Below are 19,516 nucleotides of genomic sequence, written 5' to 3' on the forward strand. Positions count from 1 at the left end.
CGAGCAGCGGGCGCGGAGGCGATCCGAGCACCGGCCACGGAGGCGACCCGAACAGCGGGCGCGGAAGCGACCCGACCAGCGGGCGCAGCGACCCGAACACCGAGGAGTGGTCAGTGGGCTTTCATAACCCCAGGATGTCGTGGAGCGACCTGGAGAAGAGCCTCTCCGGAAACAAGCGGGTCGAGACCAGGGACCAGCGTCACCTGCACCCGGTTGTCGACCCGCTCGCCGTCGACGCCGACGGCGGGGACTCGCCGGCCTGGTCGCGCAAACGTCAGGCGTACGAGGCGCCCGCCTTTGTGCGGCAGCGCAACCTCACCCCGTACGCGGAACTGCACTGTCACACGAATTTCAGTTTCCTCGACGGGGCCAGTCACCCCGAGGAACTGGCCGAGGAGGCGGCCCGGCTCGGGTTGCACGGGCTGGCCGTCACCGATCATGACGGCTTCTACGGTGTGGTCCGGTTCTCGCAGGCCGCGCGCGAGCTCGACCTGCCCACGATTTTCGGGGCCGAACTCTCGCTCGACCTGAGCAAACCGCAGAACGGCGAACCCGACCCGGAGGGCCGGCACCTGCTCGCCCTGGCGCACGGGCACGAGGGGTACGCGCGTCTGGCCGCCACCCTGTCCCGCGGCCAGCTCGCCGGTGGGGAGAAGGGCAAACCGGAGTACGGGGATCTGGAGGACATCGCGGCCACCCTGCGCGATCACGTGCTGGTTCTCACCGGCTGCCGCAAGGGCCCGGTCCCGTTGGCGCTGGCCACCGACGGCATCGAGGCCGCCGCGTACGAGCTGGATCGTCTGGTCTCGTTGTTCGGTCGTGAAGGCGTCGCCGTCGAGCTGACCTCGCACGGCGACCCGTACGACGACGACCGCAACGACGCCCTCTACGCGCTCGCCCAGAGTCGTGGGCTGCACGTCGTCGCCACCAACAACGTGCACTACGCCACCCCGGGCCGCCGTCGTCTGGCGACCGCGCTGGCCGCCGTCCGCTCCCGGCGCAGCCTCGACGAGATCGAGGGCTGGCTGCCCGCGGCCGGCGCCGCCCACCTGCGCAGCGGCGACGAGATGGCCCGCCGGTTCGCCGCCTGGCCGGGTGCGGTGGCCAACGCCGCCATGTTCGGTGAGGACCTCGCGTTCGACCTCAACCTGGTCGCGCCGCGGCTGCCCGACTTCCCGATCCCGCCCGGCCACACCGAGATGAGCTGGCTGCGTGAGCTGACCATGATGGGCGCCCGCGACCGGTACGGCCCGCCCCAGGCGCACCCGAAGGCGTACGAGCAGATCGAGTACGAGCTCCGGATGATCGAGGAGCTGGGGTTCCCGGGCTACTTCCTGGTCGTGTACGACATCGTCGAGTTCTGCCGTGACCAGGGCATCTATGCCCAGGGGCGGGGCAGCGCGGCCAACTCCGCCGTCTGTTACGCGCTGCGGATCACCAATGTGGACGCCGTGGCGCACAACCTGCTGTTCGAGCGGTTCCTGGCCCCGGAACGCGACGGCCCGCCCGACATCGACGTCGACATCGAGTCGGACCGCCGCGAGGAGGTCATCCAGCACGTCTACCAGCTGCACGGCCGCGAGCACACGGCCCAGGTCGCGAACGTCATCTCGTACCGGCCGCGGTCGGCGGTGCGGGACATGGCCAAGGCGTTCGGCTTCTCGCCGGGGCAGCAGGACGCGTGGAGCAAACAGATCGACCGGTGGGGGAGCGTGGCCACGGTCGACGTCGAGGACATCCCGGAGCAGGTGGTCGAGTTCGCCAACCAGGTGCAGAACTTCCCCCGCCACCTGGGCATCCACTCGGGCGGCATGGTGATCTGCGACCGCCCGATCATCGAGGTGTGCCCGGTCGAGTGGGGGCGTATGCCGGGCCGCACGGTGCTGCAGTGGGACAAGGACGACTGCGCGGCGATCGAGCTCGTCAAGTTCGACCTGCTGGGACTCGGCATGCTGTCGGCGCTGCGGTACGCGTACGAAATGATCGAATCTGATCTGGACATCTCCACCATGGACCTGACCGACGACCAGGTCTACGAAATGCTCTGCCGCGCCGATTCGGTGGGCGTTTTCCAGGTGGAGAGCCGGGCCCAGATGGCGACGCTGCCGCGACTCAAACCGCGCGTCTTCTACGACCTGGTGGTCGAGGTCGCGCTCATTCGCCCGGGCCCGATCCAGGGCGGTTCGGTGCACCCGTTCATCCGGCGCAAGAACGGTCTGGAAGAGGTCACCTATCCGCATCCGCTGATGCGCAACGCGCTCGAGAAGACGCTCGGTGTGCCGCTCTTCCAGGAGCAGCTCATGCAGCTCGCGATCGACGTGGCGGGTTTCGCGCCGTCCGAGGCCGACCAGTTGCGCCGGGCCATGGGATCAAAAAGGTCGGTCGAGAAGATGGAGCAGATCAAGGGCCGCCTGTACGAGGGAATGGCCGCCAACGGCATCACCGGCGAGCTGGCCGACGACCTGTTCGTGAAGCTTTCCGCGTTCGCCAGTTACGGCTTTCCGGAAAGCCATTCGATGAGCTTCGCCTATCTCGTGTACGCCAGCGCGTGGCTGAAGCGGTACCACCCGGCGGCCTTCTGCGCGGCGCTGCTCAACGCCCAGCCGATGGGTTTCTATTCGCCGCAGTCGCTGGTCGACGACGCCCGCCGGCACGGGGTCGAGGTGCGGCGGCCCGACATCAACCTGAGCGACGCCAAGGCCACCCTCGAGTCGACGCCGCAGACCCGCTGGGGCGCCGGCGTGGACGAGCCCCCGCACGCGTGGGGTCTGGGTGGCCCGGCCGTCCGGCAGGGACTCGCCAGCATCCGCACCCTGGGCGACGACCTGGCCGAGCGGATCGAGGAGGAGAGGCGCGCCAACGGTCCGTACGGGGGAATGACCGACCTGGCCCGCCGCACCGGATGTTCCACCGCTCACCTGGAGGCCCTGGCCACCGCCGACGCGTTCGCGGGTTTCGGGCTCTCCCGCCGGGAAGCCCTGTGGGCCGCCGGGGCCGCCGCGCAGGACCGCCCCGACCGCCTGCCCGGAACCGTGACCGGCACCGACGCGCCGATGCTGCCCGGCATGAGCGCGGTCGACGAACTGGTCGCCGACGTCTGGGCCACCGGGTTGTCGCCGGACTCGCACCCGGCCCAGTTCATCCGGGCCGACCTCGACCGGGCCGGCGCGATCCCGATCAACCGGCTGGGCCGGGTCGAGGCCGGCACCCGCATCCGGGTCGGCGGCATCGTCACCCACCGGCAGCGGCCGGCCACCGCGGGCGGCGTGACCTTCGTGAACCTGGAGGACGAGACCGGCATGCTCAACGTGACCTGCTCGCCCGGTCTGTGGCAGCGCTACCGGCGGGTGGGGCGGACCAGCACGGCGCTGATCGTGCGCGGCCGCTTGGAGAAGGCGGAGGGTGTGCTCAACCTGGTCGCCGACCGGCTCGAAGCGGTCACGCCGCCGGTGTCGCCGGCCTCCCGGGACTTCCGCTGATCGGACTTGCCCGATTTTATACCTTTAGTGGCATGCTTCCGCTTCTGCTTGCTGCCTCACTCACGGCCGTCCTCGGCCCGCTTCCCGACCCCAAGCCCACGTACGGGTCGGCCCCGCGCCCAACCGGTAGCGAGGTGAAGCTCAGTTACGTCGCTGACGCCGGTTTCGCGACGGCGGTCGAGCTCAGCTGCGACCCGCCCGGTGGCGGCCACCCCAAGCCGGTCGAGGCCTGCGCGACGCTGGCCCGGGTGGACGCCGACCCGGACCGGATCAAGCCCGCCACGACCGCCTGCATCCTGCTCTACAAGCCGGTGACGGCCGAGCTCAGCGGCGTCTGGCAGGGCCGCGTGGTGAGCTGGAAGCACCGCTACGGCAACACCTGCGAGATGCGCCGCGCCACCGGGGAGCTGTTCCGGTTCTGAGTGCCGCACCGACCTGCCGTTACGCTGCCCGTGTGGAAATCGCATCGACGCGGACCTCGCGCCCGCTCGTCTCCGCCCGCACCGCCGCCGTCTGGGCGGTGCTGCGCCGCGAGCTGGAGCGGCAGAACGGCCGCGAGCTGACCGTGCTGGACGTCGGCGGGGGCACCGGCGGGTTCGCCGTGCCGCTGGCCGAGGCGGGACACACCGTCACCGTGGTCGACGCCAGCCCCGACGCGCTCGCCGCGCTGACCCGCCGGGCCGCCGACGCCGGGGTTGCCGACCGGGTCCGCGCCGTGCAGGGCGACGGCGACGCGCTGGCCGGCCTGGTCGAACCCGGAAGCGCCGACCTCATCCTCTGCCACGCCGTGCTCGAGGTCGTCGACGACCCGGCCGGGGTGGTCGCCGCCATCGCCGCCGCGCTGCGCCCCGGCGGGGCCGCGAGTGTGCTGGTGGCGAGCAAGGCGGCCGCGATCCTGGGCCGGGCGATCAACGGTCACCTGCGCGCGGCGGCGGCGGTCGCGGCCGATCCCGAGGGCCGCGCCGGAGCTCGCGACACCCTGCGCCGGCGCTACGACGCCGAGAGCGCGACGGCGCTGCTCAGCTCGGCCGGGCTGGGGGTGGAGCAGACCCATGGCGTACGTGTCCTGGCCGACCTGCTGCCCGCGGCCGTCGTCGAGGAGGACCCGCAGGCGTTGCTCGACCTCGAGATCGAACTGTCCTCGCAGCCGCCGTTCCGCGACATCGCCTCGCAGTTGCACCTGTTCGCCCGCAAGCCCTGACCGTTCGTCTCGCGTGGTCGCGCGTGGCGTGATCGGATATCCGACGTGACTGCTCAGCCGCTCGTGGTGCCCGACGACCGCCTGCCCGCGTCGGCGTTCGAGCCGGTCCGTCCCGCGTACGGCACCGCCAGCCTGGCCGACGTGCTGCCCAGCGTGTCCGCGTTGCTCGGCGTGCCCGGAGCAACGGACGTGCTGGGCCTGCGGGAGCGCCTGGAGGGTGTCGACCGCATCGGGGTGCTGCTGGTCGACGGGCTCGGTGCCCATCAGATCCCGGTCATTTCCCCGTACGCACCCCTGACCGCCCAACTCGCGGCCGGCGCCCGTACGGTGACCGCCGGTTTCCCCTCAACCACACCGGTCAGCCTGACCACCTTGGGGGCCGGGACACCGCCGGGCGCCCACGGCATCCTCGGCTTCACCGTGCGGCGGCCCGACGGCCGGGTGCTCAACCACATCCACTGGGCCGACGACCCGGACCCGCGATCCTGGCAGCCGGTACCGACCCGTTTCGAGACCGCCGCCGCGGCCGGGGTCGCCGTGACCGAGGTGAGCCGCCCCGAGTTCGAGGGCAGCGGCCTGACCGAGGCCGGCTTCCGCGGCGTCCGTTACATAGGCGCGTCCGAGGGCGCCGAGACCGCCGACCTGATGCTGTCGGCCCTGGCCGCCACGCCTCGGTCCCTGGTCTTCGGCTACCACGGCGAACTCGACAAACGCGGTCACGAGGACGGCGTCGACTCCCCGTCCTGGCGTGAGGCCGCCCGCGGGGTCGACGCCCTGGTCGACCGCCTGGTCCACGGCCTGCCGCCCCGCTCGGCCCTGCTGGTGATCGCCGACCACGGCCAGCTGAATGTCCCGCCCGACGAACGAATCGACATGGCCGACATTCCGGATCTGCAGGCCGGAGTGGCCGGGGTGGCCGGCGAGCCCCGGGTCCGTTACCTCTACACGGCCCCCGGCGCCCGCGACGACGTGGTGGCGGCTTGGCGTTCCGTCTTCGCCGACCGCGCCTGGGTGCTGACTCGCGAGGAGGCGATCGACGGCGGCTGGTTCGGCCCGGTGCCCGCCGCCCACCGCTCCCGGATCGGCGAGGTGGTGGTCATCTGCCAGGGCCGCACGATCAGCCTGGCCGGCGGCTGGGAGCCACCCTCGGTCGGCCGTCTGATCGCCTACCACGGCTCAGTTACGGCCGCCGAGATGCAGATCCCGTTGTTGATCGCCCGTTGACCTCGCGAGTCGCACGGTGATCGTGTCCGCCCGCGGGCCGGCACGGTGGTCACGTGTTGTCCTGCGGGTCTGCGTCGTGGTCACGTGCTGTTCTGCGCCTGCATCGTGAACACGTGCTGTCCTGGGGGTCTCGCATGGTGACCGCCGCTGATCTGGGGGCCTTTCTGCTGGCGGCCCACTGACCTGTGGACAACCCGTGATCCGGACATCCCGCCACTGTGGATGAAGCGGGCCCCGGCCCTTGACAAGCGCGTACTCTCACCCCACCAGTCCCCGAGGTGGGTGGGGGTTAGGGATGGCCGTACAGGCGATCTTGACCTTTCGCGGCTTACGGCTGTTTTGTCCGGGCCGGCTGGGCGATCTTGTCGGAGGGTGCGGCTAGCCTCCTGGGCGTGGGACGTAGCCAGGCTGTGCCGAGGGGGCGTGACCCGCGATTCGGGCCGGGGGCCGACGACGCGGGCTGCACGATCCTGCACGTCGACATGGACGCGTTCTTCGCCTCGGTCGCCGTCCGGGCCCGGCCCGAGCTGCGCGGCCGACCCGTGATCGTCGGCGGGGTCGGGCCCCGTGGGGTGGTCAGCTCGGCCAGCTATGAGGCCCGGCGCTTCGGCGTACGCAGTGCGATGCCCACCGCCCGGGCCCGCGCGCTCTGCCCGCGGGGCATCTTCCTGCCCGTCGACGGCCCGGCCATCGGCGAGGCGTCCGAGGCCGTCATGGCGATCTTCCGTGACGTCACACCGCTGGTCGAGCCGCTCTCGTCCGACGAGGCGTTCCTCGATGTGGCGGGCGCCCAGCGGCTTCTCGGCCGCCCGGTCGAGATCGCCCGGCTGATCCGTCGCCGCATGCAGGCCGAGCAGCGGCTCACCTGCTCGGTGGGGGTCGCGCCGACCAAGTTCGTGGCCAAGCTCGGCTCGACCCGGGCCAAGCCCGACGGGCTGATCGTCGTTCCGGCCGGGCTCGTGCTCGACTTCCTGCATCCGCTGCCGGTCGACGCCCTGTGGGGAGTCGGCGAGCGCGCGGCCGAGACCCTGCGGCGCCTCGGGCTGACCACGGTCGGCGAGATCGCGCACGCCCCGGCCGGCATGCTGCGCGGCGCTTTGGGCGAGGCCGCCGCCACCCACCTGCACGAGCTGTCGTGGGGCCGCGACTCCCGCCGGGTCAGTCCCGAGCGGGAGGAGAAGTCGATCGGCGCCGAGATGACCTTCGACGTCGACGTGGCCGACCCCGAGGTGCTGCGCAAGAGCATGCTCGCGCTGGCCGACAAGGTCGGGGCGCGGCTGCGGGCGAGCGGCTTCGTCGGACGTACGGTGGCGATCAAGGTGCGCCTGGCCGACTTCCGCACGGTCAACCGGTCACGCACGATGCCCACGAGCACCGATGTGTCCCATGAGATTTTTGAGATCTCCTGGTCGCTGTTCCGTGCCCTCGGGGCGAGCGACCACATCCGGCTCGTCGGGGTCCGGGTCGAGGGCCTGACTCCCGCCGCCACCACGTCTCGGCAGCTCAGCCTGGGTGAACCGGAGCATGGCTGGCGCGAGGCGGAAGCGGCCAGGGACGCCGTAATCGCCCGTTTCGGTCATACGAGCGTCGGTCCGGCCAGTCTTTTGGGACGAAGCGATCTGCGAAGAACCGAAAATCACCCGCACTCGACGGTCGTCCCGCTTTCCGACCCGCCAACCCCCTCGTAGACTTGCTCGGTAAGGCAGCCGACGGCTGTCCCGCGCCACTTACCTTAGTGACACCCCGACCCCGCCTGGGGGGTTGGATTTGCGCCCGGGGAGGAATGCCGTGCCGCTCTCGGAGCACGAGCAGCGGCTGTTCGATCAGATCGAGCGGTCGCTTGCCGAGGACCCTAAGTTCGCCTCGGCTGTGCGGGCCAGCGACCCGCGTTTTCACGCACGGCGCCGGCTGCTGGTCGCCGCGTTCGTCATCGTCCTTGGCCTAGCGCTGGTCGTCTATGGCACGGTCAGCAGCAACACACCGTTGGGTGTCGCGGGCTTCGTGGTCATGCTGGGCTCGGCCGCGTTCGCGATGCAGTCCCGCCGCAAGGGTTCGGCCCCGGCCGACCTGCACGCCGTGGGCGGCACAGCGACGCGTCGCACCCGTCAGACCCGCAAGGCCGGTTTCATTGACCGCCTCGAGGACCGCTGGCGCCAGCGTCCCGAAGGACACCGCTGACGAACCCGCAGACCCGCGGCTGAACATCGCTGTCAGCCGCGGTCTCGGCACAACCGAGTCCCGGCCCGCCGGGGAGACCACCGATGATGGCGGCCGCCGGCCGCCATCGGTCATTCCTGCGCCCGAAAGCGGGGCGGGAGTGCACCAGACCGGGCGGGAACGCAGCGGCGGGAGCGCGGCGGCGGGAGCGCAGTAGGCCGGGCGGGAACGCAGCGGCGGGAGCGCAGTAGGCCGGGCACCACGCAGCGCTCCGCGCTGGACACCGAGCGGCCCGGGCGAGAGAGCAGCAGGCAGGGCACCGCGGCCCAGGCGGGAGCGCAGCGCACCGGACCGGGCGGCCGCGAGGCACTGCCGGCCGGGGTATGAAAAATGCCGCCCCCACCAGGGGAGCGGCATTTCTCGTCAAGGGAGCGGGTCAGCGCCCCCGGTGCGGGAGCAACCGCCGCGGACTGGCCTTCGCCAGAACCTCGCGCAGGCGACCTCCGACCCCGACCATGCGGGCCGACGCCTCGGCCAGCCCGAGCCGCCAGCGCATCAGCACCGACGGCGGCAGCAGGACCGCGTTGATACGGGTACGCCGGTTGGCCGACCGGGCCAGCCCCTTGCGCACCTGCCCCAGCGCCGTCGTCAGCTCGCCACCCACCAGCGGCTTGCGGGCATAGCGCGCCCGCTCTTCCGCCGTGCCGAGCAGCGTCGCCGCCGAGGCGGGCTCGTCGAGCAGCACCGCGTCCTTGATCAGGCGTTGCGCCGTCACCCGGGGCGTCTCGGTCGGGTCGATCGGGATCCGGAAGTCGACCATCGTGTCCATCAGCTCGTCCCAGGCCGCGTGCGCGTCGGCCCGCGCCTTCACGGTCTCGGTCGTGACCACGATGTCGTCGGGGCCGCTGAGCTTGGTGACCTTCGGATCCCTGGGGACCGTGGCCGCGTGCCGGTGACGCCGCAGCAGCACCCGGCGCAACGCCGGCACCAGCAGCAACGCCAGCAACAGGGCGGCCAGACCGATGATCAGCAGGGCCGTGCCGGACGTGCCGCCGGTCTCGTCGCCGAGCGCGCCGGCTGTGCCGGAGTCGTTGAAGTCGGGCCGGTCGGGCCGCTCCAGGCCACCACCCGACGCGGACGGGTCCACGCCCGGCGCCGCCGCCGACTCCGTTGACGTCGGGGCCTGCGTGGGCAGGTCGACGTCGGGCGCGTAGTCGGAGCGGGCCGCGCCGGTCACGCTCGCCGCCGGGGTGGCGTCGAACGGGATCCAGCCGAAGCCGCGCAGGTAGATCTCGGTCCAGGCGTGGGCGTTGCGGTTGGTGATCACGTACGTGTCGCCGTCGCGCTGGCCCCGGGTGAAGCCGAACGCCACCCGGGCCGGGATCCCGGCCTCGCGCGCCATCCAGGCCAGCGCCGCCGCGTACTGCTGGCAGTAGCCGACCTTGGTGTTGAGGAACGCCGCGATCTCGGAGCTGGCGCCGACGGGCTGCGTCGACAGCCGGTAGGTGAAGCCGTTCTTCGCCGAGAAGTGCTCGTAGAGCGCCAGCGCCTTGTCGTACTCGGTCGTCTTGCCCGCCGTGAGCCGCCGCACCAGGTTGGTGACCGACTGGTCGTCGGGGTGCGCCGTGTTGAGCCGCACGATCGGGTCGTCCGGGTTGAGTGGTTCCGCCTGCCGCAGCTGGGCGGCGGTGGGCCGGGCCCGCACGTAGTCGAACGTGTAGGTCAGACCCCGGGTGGACCGCCGGTTCGAGAAGACGACCTGCTGGTTGTCGTCGAAGTTCCAGCCGCTCTGCAGGCCGTCGACGCCCACCGTGTTCTGGTAGAGCGGCAGCATGCCCTGCTGGAGACTCTCGGTGACCTGCACCTCGGCGCGGTACTGCCGGAGGTTGGTGGTGGCTGTCCCGTTCCGTGGGTCGGGCAGGCCCTGGGTGATGCTCTCCCCGTTGGGCGTACGGCTTCCGAACCCGTTGTTGGTGAGCTGGTCGGCCACGCCGAACCGCAGGTAGTACGGGGTCTGCTCGTCGGTCTTGAGCCGCACCAGCTCGACCTGGTCGGTGCGGGTCAGCTGGCCGCTCAGCGAGGCGAACAGGTTGATCCGCCCGCCGGTGCCGTTGCCCGGGCCGACGCCGACCCCGGTACCGGTCTGGGTGAGCCGCGAGAGCAGCCCGCCGCTGACCGTGGGGACGAGCAGGGGCAGCAGCACGGCCGCGACCACGCCGATCACGCCGAGGCGGCGGCCGGCGGCGGCGAGCGGGGAGGGCTCCCACACGTCGACGTCGCGCCCGTCGCCGGTGAAGCGGCGGCCGAACCGCCGTACGCGGTCGATGTTGTCGCTGACCAGAAGCCACAGGAAACCGAAGGCGCCGATGATGAACGGCAGCACCGGCACGCTCTCGACATAGACCGCGACCGGGACCGAGTAGATCGCCAGCATCGGCAGGCCGGCCAGCGCGGGTTTGCGCGCGACCACGGTCAGCAGGTCGACCACGATCGCCACCGCGCCGATGCCGAGCACCGTGACGAACAGCAGGCCGTCGCGGTCGGGCACGGGCACCCCGTACGACCGGGTGTCCTGCCCGGCCTGGGTGAACAGGTCGGCGAAGTGGCCGAACGTGGACGGCGTCGGGATCAGGAATTCCTCGCCGCTGGGGAACAGCCAGGTCAGGGTCAGCAGCAGCACCAGGATCATGCTGAGCGCCTGGGCCCACGACGGGAACCGCAGCGTGCGGGCGCCGACCGCGGCACCGGCGATGAGACCCACCGTGAGCAGGCACTGCATCAGCCACGTGTAGCTGTCGAAGATCGACACGATGGGCGCGGCCGCGAGCAGGGTGGAACCCGCCGCGACCAGCCCGAGACGACGACGGCCGCTCATCGGATCACCCCGCCCACCGTCTCGGCCATGGCCGCCCGCCACGCGAAGCCGCTGGAGCCGCGCGCGGCCGCCGGCCACAGCGCGGGCAGCGTCGACCCGTGCACGACCGGCACCGAGCGCCAGCCGCTGTGCACCAGGGCCAGCGCGGCCGCCGAGTGTTCACGGTCGGACTCCGACCGTTCGCCGGGGGAGAGGTTGACCCAGGTCGAGCTGTCGATGGCGAAGCCGATGCAGGTGGCGCCGTTGCCGCGTAGCTGGGCCAGCAGCTCGGCCTCGGGCACGGTGAGCGCGCCGAAGATGCCGATCACCAGGCCGCCGTCGGAGCGGCGGCGGACCTGCTCGACCAGCACCGAGATGTCGCCGTTCTGGGCGAGCTTGACGTCGGCCAGGGTGTCGAGGATGACGCCCTCGCCGGTCGCCTCGGCGGCGTCGATGTCGACGCCCGAGCCGGTGACCAGACGCAGCTTGTAGCCGGCGGCGCGCAGGTGCATGGCGATGCTGGCGGTGGCCGAGACGGCCCACTCGAAGCTGGCCGTGGGGCCCTCGCCGCGGTGGGCGTAGACCCGGGTGTCGAGCACCACGGTGGCCCGGCTCTCCCAGGGCTGCTCCTCGCGGCGCACCATCAGCTCGCCGGTGCGGGCCGTGGACCGCCAGTGCACCCGTCGCAGGTCGTCGCCGCGCCGATATTCGCGGGTGGCGGCGTCGTCCTCGCCGTGCACGGCCACCGACCGGGCGCGGCTCTCGCCGGTGCCCGCGTATTCGCCGGCCAGCCGTACGGAGGGGAGCGTGACCACCTGCGGGATGACGGTGAGCTTGTCGACGCTCGGGAACGAGCGGGTCAGCTCGCACAGGCCGAACGGGTCGGTCAGCCGGATCACCAGCGGGCCGATCGGGTAGCGGCCCCGCACGTCGGCCCGCACCGTGTAGGCCACGCTGCTGGCCTGGTGCGAGCCGAGCCGTTCCAGCACCACCCGGGGGCGGCTGCCCAGCGCGTACGGGAGCCGGTCCTCGAGGAGCAGGGTGCCGGTGGGCAGGCGGGACATGTTCTGCAGGCGCAGGATCACCCGCGCACTCGACCCGACCGGCGCGCGGCCGGGGTCGAGCGAGCGGGTGCAGGCCAGTTTGTAACGGCTGCGGCCGACGTAGGCCGCGGCCAGCAGCGGCAGCGCGGCGAGCAGGACCGCCACCCGCAGCAGGTCACGCTCGCCGAGGATGATCGCGGAGATGCCCGCCGCGGCGGCCGCCGCGAGAAACGATCGGCCGCGCGTGGTCAGACCTCGCAAGGCCTCCCGCATGGTCAGCGCCCCCGGGGCTCGTACTGGTTGTTGCCGCCGGCGTTGTTGCGGGTGTCGTACGGCGAGCGGTTGCGGTCGTGCGGCAGCGGCAGGCGGTGCACGATCTCGGACACGATCGCGTCGGTCGTCCGGCGGTTGAGCTGGGCGTCCGCGGTCGGGATGATGCGGTGCGCGAGAACGGGCACGGCCAGCGCCTGCAGGTCGTCGGGAAGCACGTAGTCACGGCCCTCGAGCGCGGCGACCGCCTTGGCGGTGCGGATCAGCTGCAGGGTCGACCGGGGCGACGCGCCGAGGCGGATCTCGGGCGCCTCACGGGTCGCGGTGACCAGGGCGATCGCGTATTGCTGGACGGCCTCGGCGGCGTGCACGTCGCGCGCGGTGGCGATCAGCCGGCGGACCATCGAGGCGTCGGCGACGGCCCGCAGGTCGGTCAGCGGGTCGTGGGCGCCGTGGCCGCCCAGCATGGCCAGCTCGGCCCGCGGGTCGGGGTAGCCCATCGCGATGCGGGCGGTGAACCGGTCGCGCTGCGCCTCGGGCAGAGGGTAGGTGCCCTCCATCTCGATCGGGTTCTGCGTCGCGATCACCATGAACGGCGCCTGCAGCTCGTACGTCGTGCCGTCGACGGTGACCTGCCGCTCCTCCATGCACTCGAGCAGAGCCGACTGGGTCTTGGGCGAGGCCCGGTTGATCTCGTCGCCGACCACCAGGTTGGCGAAGACCGCGCCCGGCTTGAACTCGAAGTCGCGCTGCTCCTGGTTGTAGACGCTGACGCCGGTGACGTCGCTGGGCAGCAGGTCGGGCGTGAACTGGATGCGGCGTACCGAACAGTCGATCGAGCGGGCCAGCGCCTTGGCGAGTTTGGTCTTGCCCACGCCGGGCACGTCCTCGATCAGCAGGTGGCCCTCGGCCAGCAGAACCGCCAGAGCGAGGCGGACCGTGGCGCTCTTGCCCTCGATGACCTGTTCGATATTGGCCATGATGGCTTGCGTCGCGGCGCGGAAGTCCTCGTTCGGCATCGGTCCACCGGGCTCGTCCCAGGTCGGGGTTGTCACGGGCCTCCTCCAAGTTGGTGTGCGTGCCCCATCTTGGGCAGCCGTTGCGAAAGGGCAGCGAAAGTCGGACGAGCCGCCCCGTCACCCACAGGTTAGCCCGATCACAGCAACTCGCCGAGGTCGGCCATCGGCCTGATTCGACAACCGTCAACCGGACATGAGTATCAGATAGGTAAAGAATCAGACATCGCTCTAGTTATATTTGCCGATGTTCAAGAGCATCAGCCATCGACGGGCCACACAAGTGAGGTGGGGCCGGCGGGGGGTTTGGCCTGCTCGCGGCCGCATCTGAGCCCGGCCGAGAGGGGCTGAATTGAGACCGTTATCCGTACCGTCCGCGACCCGGAGGGTCGGGGCGGCGGCCGCCGGTGTCGTCCTGCTGGCAGCGCTGCTGCCCGCGCAGGCGCAGGCCGCGCCACTACCCGGCGCAGTCACCGGCGCCACCGACAGCAAGCAGCAGCGACGCGCCGACTACGACAGCCGCCAGAACCTGGCCGCCCGCGCCGAGGCGCAGCCGACCGCGACCCTGAGCCGCGCCGTCGTTCCGGCGCCGTCGGGCAATGCTGTCAACACGCTGCGTGACTCCCTGGGCGTCCAGGGCATCGTCGACATCGACCGGGCGACCGGCACCCCGCGCCGGGTGGCGAAGCTGGACGGCTTCCTCACCGGGCCGAGCAGCAAGAAGCCGGTGAAGATCGCGCTCGACTACGTCCAGGCCCACCCCGAGGTCTTCGGCCTCACCGCGGCCGACCTGGCGACGCTCGAGCTGCGTCAGGACTACGTCGACATCGAGGGCACCCACCACCTCAGCTGGGTGCAGGTGGCCGACGGCGTGCCGGTCTTCGGCAACGGCCTCAAGGCGCACGTCGCCAAGGACGGCCGGCTGGTGCAGGTCGACGGCTCGCCGCTCAAGTCGCTGCCGTCGAGCGCCGGTGCCACCAAGCTGTCCGCCACCGCCGCGCGCGCCGCCGCCGTGAAGGACGTCTTCGGCACCTCCACCGCCAAGGTCACCAGCACCGCCGGCGGCAAGACCACCTTCAGCGACAAGGGCAACGTCAAGCAGGTCTGGTTCCAGACCGCTTCCGGCGTACGCCTGGCCTGGCAGACGATCGCCGTCGACGAGGGCTACGTGCACGTGGTCGACGCGGCCACCGGCGAGGTGCTCTACCGCAAGAGCACGATCGCCAACGACCGGGCCGACGTGTGGCAGAACTACCCGGGCGCGGCCAAGGGCGGCACCCAGCAGCCGGTCGACCTGGCTGCCAAGGGCTGGCTGCCGAACAACGCCCGCGTCCTGAGCGGCAACGTCGCGCACGTCTACTCGGACGTCAACGACAACGACCTGCCGGACGCCTCGGAAGAGGTCGGCCCCTCCGGCGTGCGCTCGTGGAACTACCCCTTCGTCGACTTCAACGACGAGGTCGGTGGCCTCTGCTCGGACGCCTACCCCTGCTCGTGGGACCCGGAGACGCCCAACTCGTGGCAGACCAACCGCAAGCAGAACGCGGTGCAGCTGTTCACGTTCCTGGGCACCTTCCACGACCACCTGAAGGCCGGCCCGATCGGCTTCACCCGGGCCGCCGGCAACTTCGAGGCGCAGGACGGCGACGCCGTGCAGGGCCAGGCGATGGACGGCGCGAACACCGCGAACGGCCTGCCCGACCCGAACCACGTCGACAACGCCAACATGAACACCCCGCCCGACGGCATCCCGCCGACCATGCAGATGTACCTGCTGAGCCCGGGCCCGCAGTCGGTCGCCGCCAACACCGGTGACGAGGCCGACGTGGTGTTCCACGAGTACACCCACGGCCTGTCCAACCGCCTGGTGGTCGACGCCGACGGCAACTCGACGCTGAGCAACCAGCAGGGCGGCTCGATGGGTGAGGCGTGGAGCGACTTCTACGCCTGGGACTACCTGGTCGCCAAGGGCCTGGAGAAGGACACCGCCAAGCCGGGCGAGGTGCTGGTCGGCAAGTACTGGACCGCGGGCAGCACGATCCGCTACGAGGCCCTGGACTGCCCCGTCGGCTCGACGTCGACGGCCTGCCCGGGCACCCCGGGTGCCGGTCCCGGCGGCTTCACCTACGGCGACTACGGCAAGATCTTCGCCGGTGGCCCCGAGGTGCACGCCGACGGTGAGATCTGGGCGCAGACCCTGTGGGATCTGCGTCAGGCGGTCGGCAGCAAGACCGCGCAGTCGATCGTGACGCGCGGTATGGAGCTCTCGCCGGCCAACCCGTCCTTCCTGGACATGCGCAACTCGATCCTCGCCGCCGACCTGGTCGTCAACAAGGGCAAGAACGCCAAGACGATCTGGAAGGTCTTCGCCAAGCGGGGCATGGGCTACTTCGCCGCCGCGATCGACGGTGACGACGCGCAGCCGGTCGAGGACTTCTCGATGCCGCCGTCGGCCAACACGCCGCGGGGCACGCTGAAGGGCAAGGCGACGGACTCGGACACGGGCGCCGCGGTGGCCGGTCTGACGGTCGCGTTCGGTGGTCACGCCTCGGGCTTCGCCGGTGACTACCGGGCCACCACCGCCGCCGACGGCAGCTACACGATCTCCGGGATCATCCCGGGCACGTACGCGAAGGTCTTCGCGCGCGGCGCCGGCTTCGACCAGGTCGTCAAGACGCTGTCGATCAACTCCGGGACCAAGACCGAGAACTGGTCGGTCCGCAAGGACTGGGCCGCCTCCTCGGGCGGCGCCGGGATCGTCAGCTTCACCGGGCCGGACTACACGCCGTACGGCTGTGGGCCGGCTCAGCTGATCGACCAGTCGCAGATCTCAGGCTGGGGCTCGGACGTGCCCGAGACCGACGCCGGACAGAACGCCGTGATCCGGCTCTCCGGCGCGGTCGACGTCTCCGAGCTCGTGGTCAACCCGTCCGCCACCTGTGGTGACGACGAGACCGCCTCGACCGGTGGCTACCGCGTCGAGACCTCGGTCGACGGCACGACCTGGGCGGTCGCCGCGAGCGGCACCTTCCCGGCCGGCACCGTCACGCCCACCCCGGTCACCCTGGCCGCGGGCACCGGCGACGGCATCCAGTTCGTCCGCTACACGATGCTGACCACGCAGGGCCAGGACGCGGGCCTCTGCCCGGCCGGCCAGCCGCCGACAGTCAGCGGCTGCGTGTTCCTCGACAGCACCGAGCTGTCGGTCTACGGACCGGCGGCGTAAGCAGCACGGCGATGCTGTCGGTTCACGGACCGGCGGTGTAAGGCAGCACGGGCGATACCGGTCGCCGCTCCTGGGCGGCGACCGGTATCATGCAAACCATGGCTCGGCGGTTCCTGCTTCTTAGCCGGCCGTGCTGATCCGTATCAGGCGGACACAGCACGGCGACCCCTCCTGCGTGAGGGGTTTTTTTGTGCCCGGACGCCCCGCCACCACCAAGACGAGAAGACGGATGCCGCGATGAGCGAGTCAGAGACCCCGAAGTTCCGTTACACGGCCGCGCTGGCCAATGAGATCGAGCCGCGCTGGCAGGCCTACTGGGCCGAGAACGGGACGTTCCACGCGCCCAACCCGTCCGGTGACCTGGCCGACCCCGGCCACCCGCGGGCCGGCGCGCCGAAGCTGCACGTGCAGGACATGTTCCCGTACCCGTCGGGGTCGGGTCTGCACGTCGGGCACCCGCTCGGCTACATCGGCACCGACAGCTACACCCGCTACAAGCGGATGGCCGGCCACAACGTTCTGCACCCGATGGGCTTCGACGCCTTCGGCCTGCCCGCCGAGCAGTACGCGGTGCAGACCGGCACCCACCCGGCGGTCACCACGGCGGCCAACGTCGAGCGGTACAAGGGGCAGCTGCGGCGTCTGGGACTGGCCTACGACGACCGGCGCTCGTTCGCGACCACCGACCCGGACTACTACCGGTGGACGCAGTGGATCTTCCTGCAGGTGTTCAACTCGTGGTTCGACCCGCAGGTGCGCAAGGCCCGTCCGATCGAGACGCTGATCGCGGCGTACGAGGAAGGGTCGAAGCCGACGCCGGACGGCCGGCCCTGGGCCGAGCTGTCACCGGTCGAGCGCCGCCAGCTGATCGACGACCACCGCCTGGCCTACGTCAGCGAGGCGCCGGTCAACTGGTGCCCGGGCCTGGGCACGGTGCTGGCCAACGAGGAGGTCACGCCCGAGGGCCGCAGCGAGCGCGGCAACTACCCGGTCTTCCAGCGCAGCCTGAAGCAGTGGATGATGCGGATCACCGCGTACGGGGATCGCCTGGTCGAAGACCTGGACACGCTGGACTGGCCCGAGCCCGTCAAGCTGATGCAGCGCAACTGGATCGGCCGGTCCCGCGGCGCCCACGTCGACTTCACGGTCGGCGCCGACACGATCACCGTCTTCACCACGCGGCCCGACACCCTGTTCGGCGCCACCTACATGGTGCTGGCCCCCGAGCACGAGCTGGTCGACAAGATCGCTCCGGCCGCGTGGCCCGGCTCGACGAATCCGAAGTGGTCGGGCGGTTACCCGACGCCGGCCGAGGCGATCCAGGCCTATCGGGCCGAGGCCGCCGCGAAGACGGAGGAACAGCGCACCGAGGGCAAGGAGAAGACGGGCGTCTTCACCGGCGCCTTCGCGACCAACCCGGTCAACGGCGCGAGCATCCCGGTGTTCATCGCCGACTACGTGCTGGCCGGCTACGGCACCGGCGCCATCATGGCGGTGCCCGGCCAGGACACCCGCGACTGGGAGTTCGCCGAGGTCTTCGAGCTGCCCATCATCCGTACGGTGCAGGCTCCGGAAGGTTTCGAGGGCGCCTTCACCGGCGAGGGTGTGGCCGTCAACAGCGACTGGCTGGACGGCAAGGGCGTCGTCGAGGCCAAGGCCGAGATGATCAGCTGGCTGGAGCAGCACGGCCACGGCCGGGGCGCCACCACGTTCCGCCTGCGCGACTGGCTGTTCAGCCGGCAGCGCTACTGGGGCGAGCCGTTCCCGATCGTCTACGACGAGACCGGCCTGCCGGTGGCGCTGCCCGAGTCGATGCTGCCGGTCGTGCTGCCCGACGTCGACGACTTCTCGCCGCGCACCTTCGACCCGGACGACGCCGGCAGCGAGCCCGAGACGCCGCTGTCGCGCAAGAAGGACTGGGTCAACGTCGAGCTGGACCTGGGCGACGGCCTGAAGTCGTACACCCGTGAGACCAACACCATGCCGCAGTGGGCCGGTTCCTGCTGGTACGAGCTGCGTTACCTGGACCCGGCGAACGACAAGGCCCTGGTCGACCCGGACAACGAGGCCTACTGGATGGGCCCGCAGCGCGACGGCGACTGCGGCGGCGTCGACCTGTACGTCGGTGGCGTCGAGCACGCCGTGCTGCACCTGCTGTACGCCCGGTTCTGGCACAAGGTGCTGTACGACCTGGGCCACGTCTCGTCGTTCGAGCCGTTCCGCCGGCTGTTCAACCAGGGCTACATCCAGGCGTACGCGTTCCGCGACTCCCGTGGCGTCATCGTGCCCGCCGAGGAGGTCACCGAGCGCGACGGCAAGTACTTCTTCGACGGCGTCGAGGTGATCCGCGAGTACGGCAAGATGGGCAAGTCCCTGAAGAACGTGGTCACCCCCGACGAGATGTGCGAGCAGTACGGCGCCGACACGTTCCGGGTGTACGAGATGGCGATGGGTCCGCTGGACGTCTCGCGCCCGTGGGAGACCCGGGCCGTCGTGGGGTCGCAGCGGTTCCTGCAGCGCGTGTGGCGTCTGGTGGTCGACGAGGAGACGGGTGCCGTCCGCACCGGCGACGAACCGCTGGCGCCGGCCGTGCGCAAGCAGGTGCACCGCACCATCGCGGGCGTCCGCGAGGACATGGACGAGCTGCGGTTCAACACGGCCATCGCCAAGCTGATCGAGCTGACGAACACGCTGACCCCGCTGCCGTCGGCTTCCCGCGAGGCGGTCGAGCCGCTGGTGCTGATGCTGTCGCCGTTCGCGCCGCACCTGGCCGAGGAGCTGTGGGGCAAGCTGGGCCACTCCGGCACGCTGGCCTACACCGGGTTCCCGGTGGCCGACCCGGCGCAGCTGGTGGCCGAGTCGATCACCTATCCGGTGCAGATCAACGGCAAGGTCAAGGCGCGCGTCGAGGTGTCGCCGTCGGCGCCCGAGGCCGAGGTGCGCGAGCAGGCGCTGGCCGCGGTGGCCGACGCTCTGGCCGGTCGCGAGCCCAAGAAGGTCATTGTCGTCGCCGGCCGCCTGGTCAGCGTCGTCGTCTGACCCGTCA

General features: G+C 71.2%; 11 protein-coding genes. 8 read left to right on the forward strand and 3 right to left on the reverse strand.

What is annotated here, in order from left to right:
• Positions 1-113 precede the first annotated feature (113 nt).
• The 6 genes from JIG36_RS06685 to JIG36_RS06710 all read left to right on the forward strand — a co-directional run bounded on the left by JIG36_RS06685 (position 114) and on the right by JIG36_RS06710 (position 8,082).
• Entirely contained in the window at positions 114-3,479 is a 3,366-nt protein-coding gene (locus tag JIG36_RS06685; RefSeq protein WP_203375164.1) for an error-prone DNA polymerase, read from the forward strand.
• Positions 3,480-3,511: 32 nt separating this feature from the next.
• A complete protein-coding gene (locus tag JIG36_RS06690; protein WP_203375165.1) occupies positions 3,512-3,901 on the forward strand; it encodes an SSI family serine proteinase inhibitor in 390 nt (129 codons plus the stop codon).
• A gap of 32 nt (positions 3,902-3,933) precedes the next feature.
• Positions 3,934-4,680 (forward strand): methyltransferase domain-containing protein, encoded by a 747-nt coding sequence (locus JIG36_RS06695; RefSeq protein WP_203375166.1) that lies wholly within the window; start codon positions 3,934-3,936, stop codon positions 4,678-4,680.
• Positions 4,681-4,743: 63 nt separating this feature from the next.
• On the forward strand, positions 4,744-5,904 hold the full coding sequence (locus JIG36_RS06700) for an alkaline phosphatase family protein (protein ID WP_438870707.1): 1,161 nt from the start codon (positions 4,744-4,746) through the stop codon (positions 5,902-5,904).
• A gap of 392 nt (positions 5,905-6,296) precedes the next feature.
• Positions 6,297-7,592, forward strand: a complete 1,296-nt coding sequence (gene dinB / locus JIG36_RS06705) for a DNA polymerase IV (protein WP_203375167.1) — start codon at positions 6,297-6,299, stop codon at positions 7,590-7,592.
• A 100-nt stretch (positions 7,593-7,692) separates the two neighbouring features.
• Positions 7,693-8,082 carry an SCO2097 family morphological protein gene (locus tag JIG36_RS06710; RefSeq protein ID WP_203375168.1) on the forward strand — a complete coding sequence of 130 codons (390 nt, stop codon included), beginning with the start codon at positions 7,693-7,695 and terminating at the stop codon, positions 8,080-8,082.
• A gap of 415 nt (positions 8,083-8,497) precedes the next feature.
• Here JIG36_RS06710 and JIG36_RS06715 read toward each other — a convergent pair whose 3' ends face one another.
• Genes JIG36_RS06715 through JIG36_RS06725 form a run of 3 tightly spaced genes read right to left on the reverse strand, consistent with a single transcriptional unit; the run spans position 8,498 to position 13,283 of the window.
• Entirely contained in the window at positions 8,498-10,936 is a 2,439-nt protein-coding gene (locus JIG36_RS06715; protein WP_203375169.1) for a transglutaminase TgpA family protein, read from the reverse strand.
• The gene (locus JIG36_RS06720; RefSeq protein ID WP_203375170.1) at positions 10,933-12,231 is read right to left on the reverse strand and encodes a DUF58 domain-containing protein; all 1,299 of its coding nucleotides are present in this window, start codon (positions 12,229-12,231) and stop codon (positions 10,933-10,935) included. Before JIG36_RS06720 ends, JIG36_RS06715 begins: the two co-directional genes overlap by 4 nt.
• Before the next feature lie 2 nt (positions 12,232-12,233).
• On the reverse strand, positions 12,234-13,283 hold the full coding sequence (locus JIG36_RS06725; RefSeq protein WP_203375171.1) for an AAA family ATPase: 1,050 nt from the start codon (positions 13,281-13,283) through the stop codon (positions 12,234-12,236).
• Between the two features lie 313 nt (positions 13,284-13,596).
• Between JIG36_RS06725 and JIG36_RS06730 the strand changes: the two genes are divergently transcribed.
• Together JIG36_RS06730 and leuS are read left to right on the forward strand one after the other, a co-directional pair.
• Positions 13,597-16,470, forward strand: a complete 2,874-nt coding sequence (locus JIG36_RS06730) for a M36 family metallopeptidase (RefSeq protein WP_203375172.1) — start codon at positions 13,597-13,599, stop codon at positions 16,468-16,470.
• Between the two features lie 237 nt (positions 16,471-16,707).
• On the forward strand, positions 16,708-19,509 hold the full coding sequence (gene leuS / locus JIG36_RS06735; RefSeq protein WP_203375173.1) for a leucine--tRNA ligase: 2,802 nt from the start codon (positions 16,708-16,710) through the stop codon (positions 19,507-19,509).
• Positions 19,510-19,516: the final 7 nt, after the last annotated feature.

Origin of the sequence: Paractinoplanes ovalisporus (genome assembly GCF_016834655.1) — a bacterium.
GTDB lineage: Bacteria > Actinomycetota > Actinomycetes > Mycobacteriales > Micromonosporaceae > Actinoplanes > Actinoplanes ovalisporus.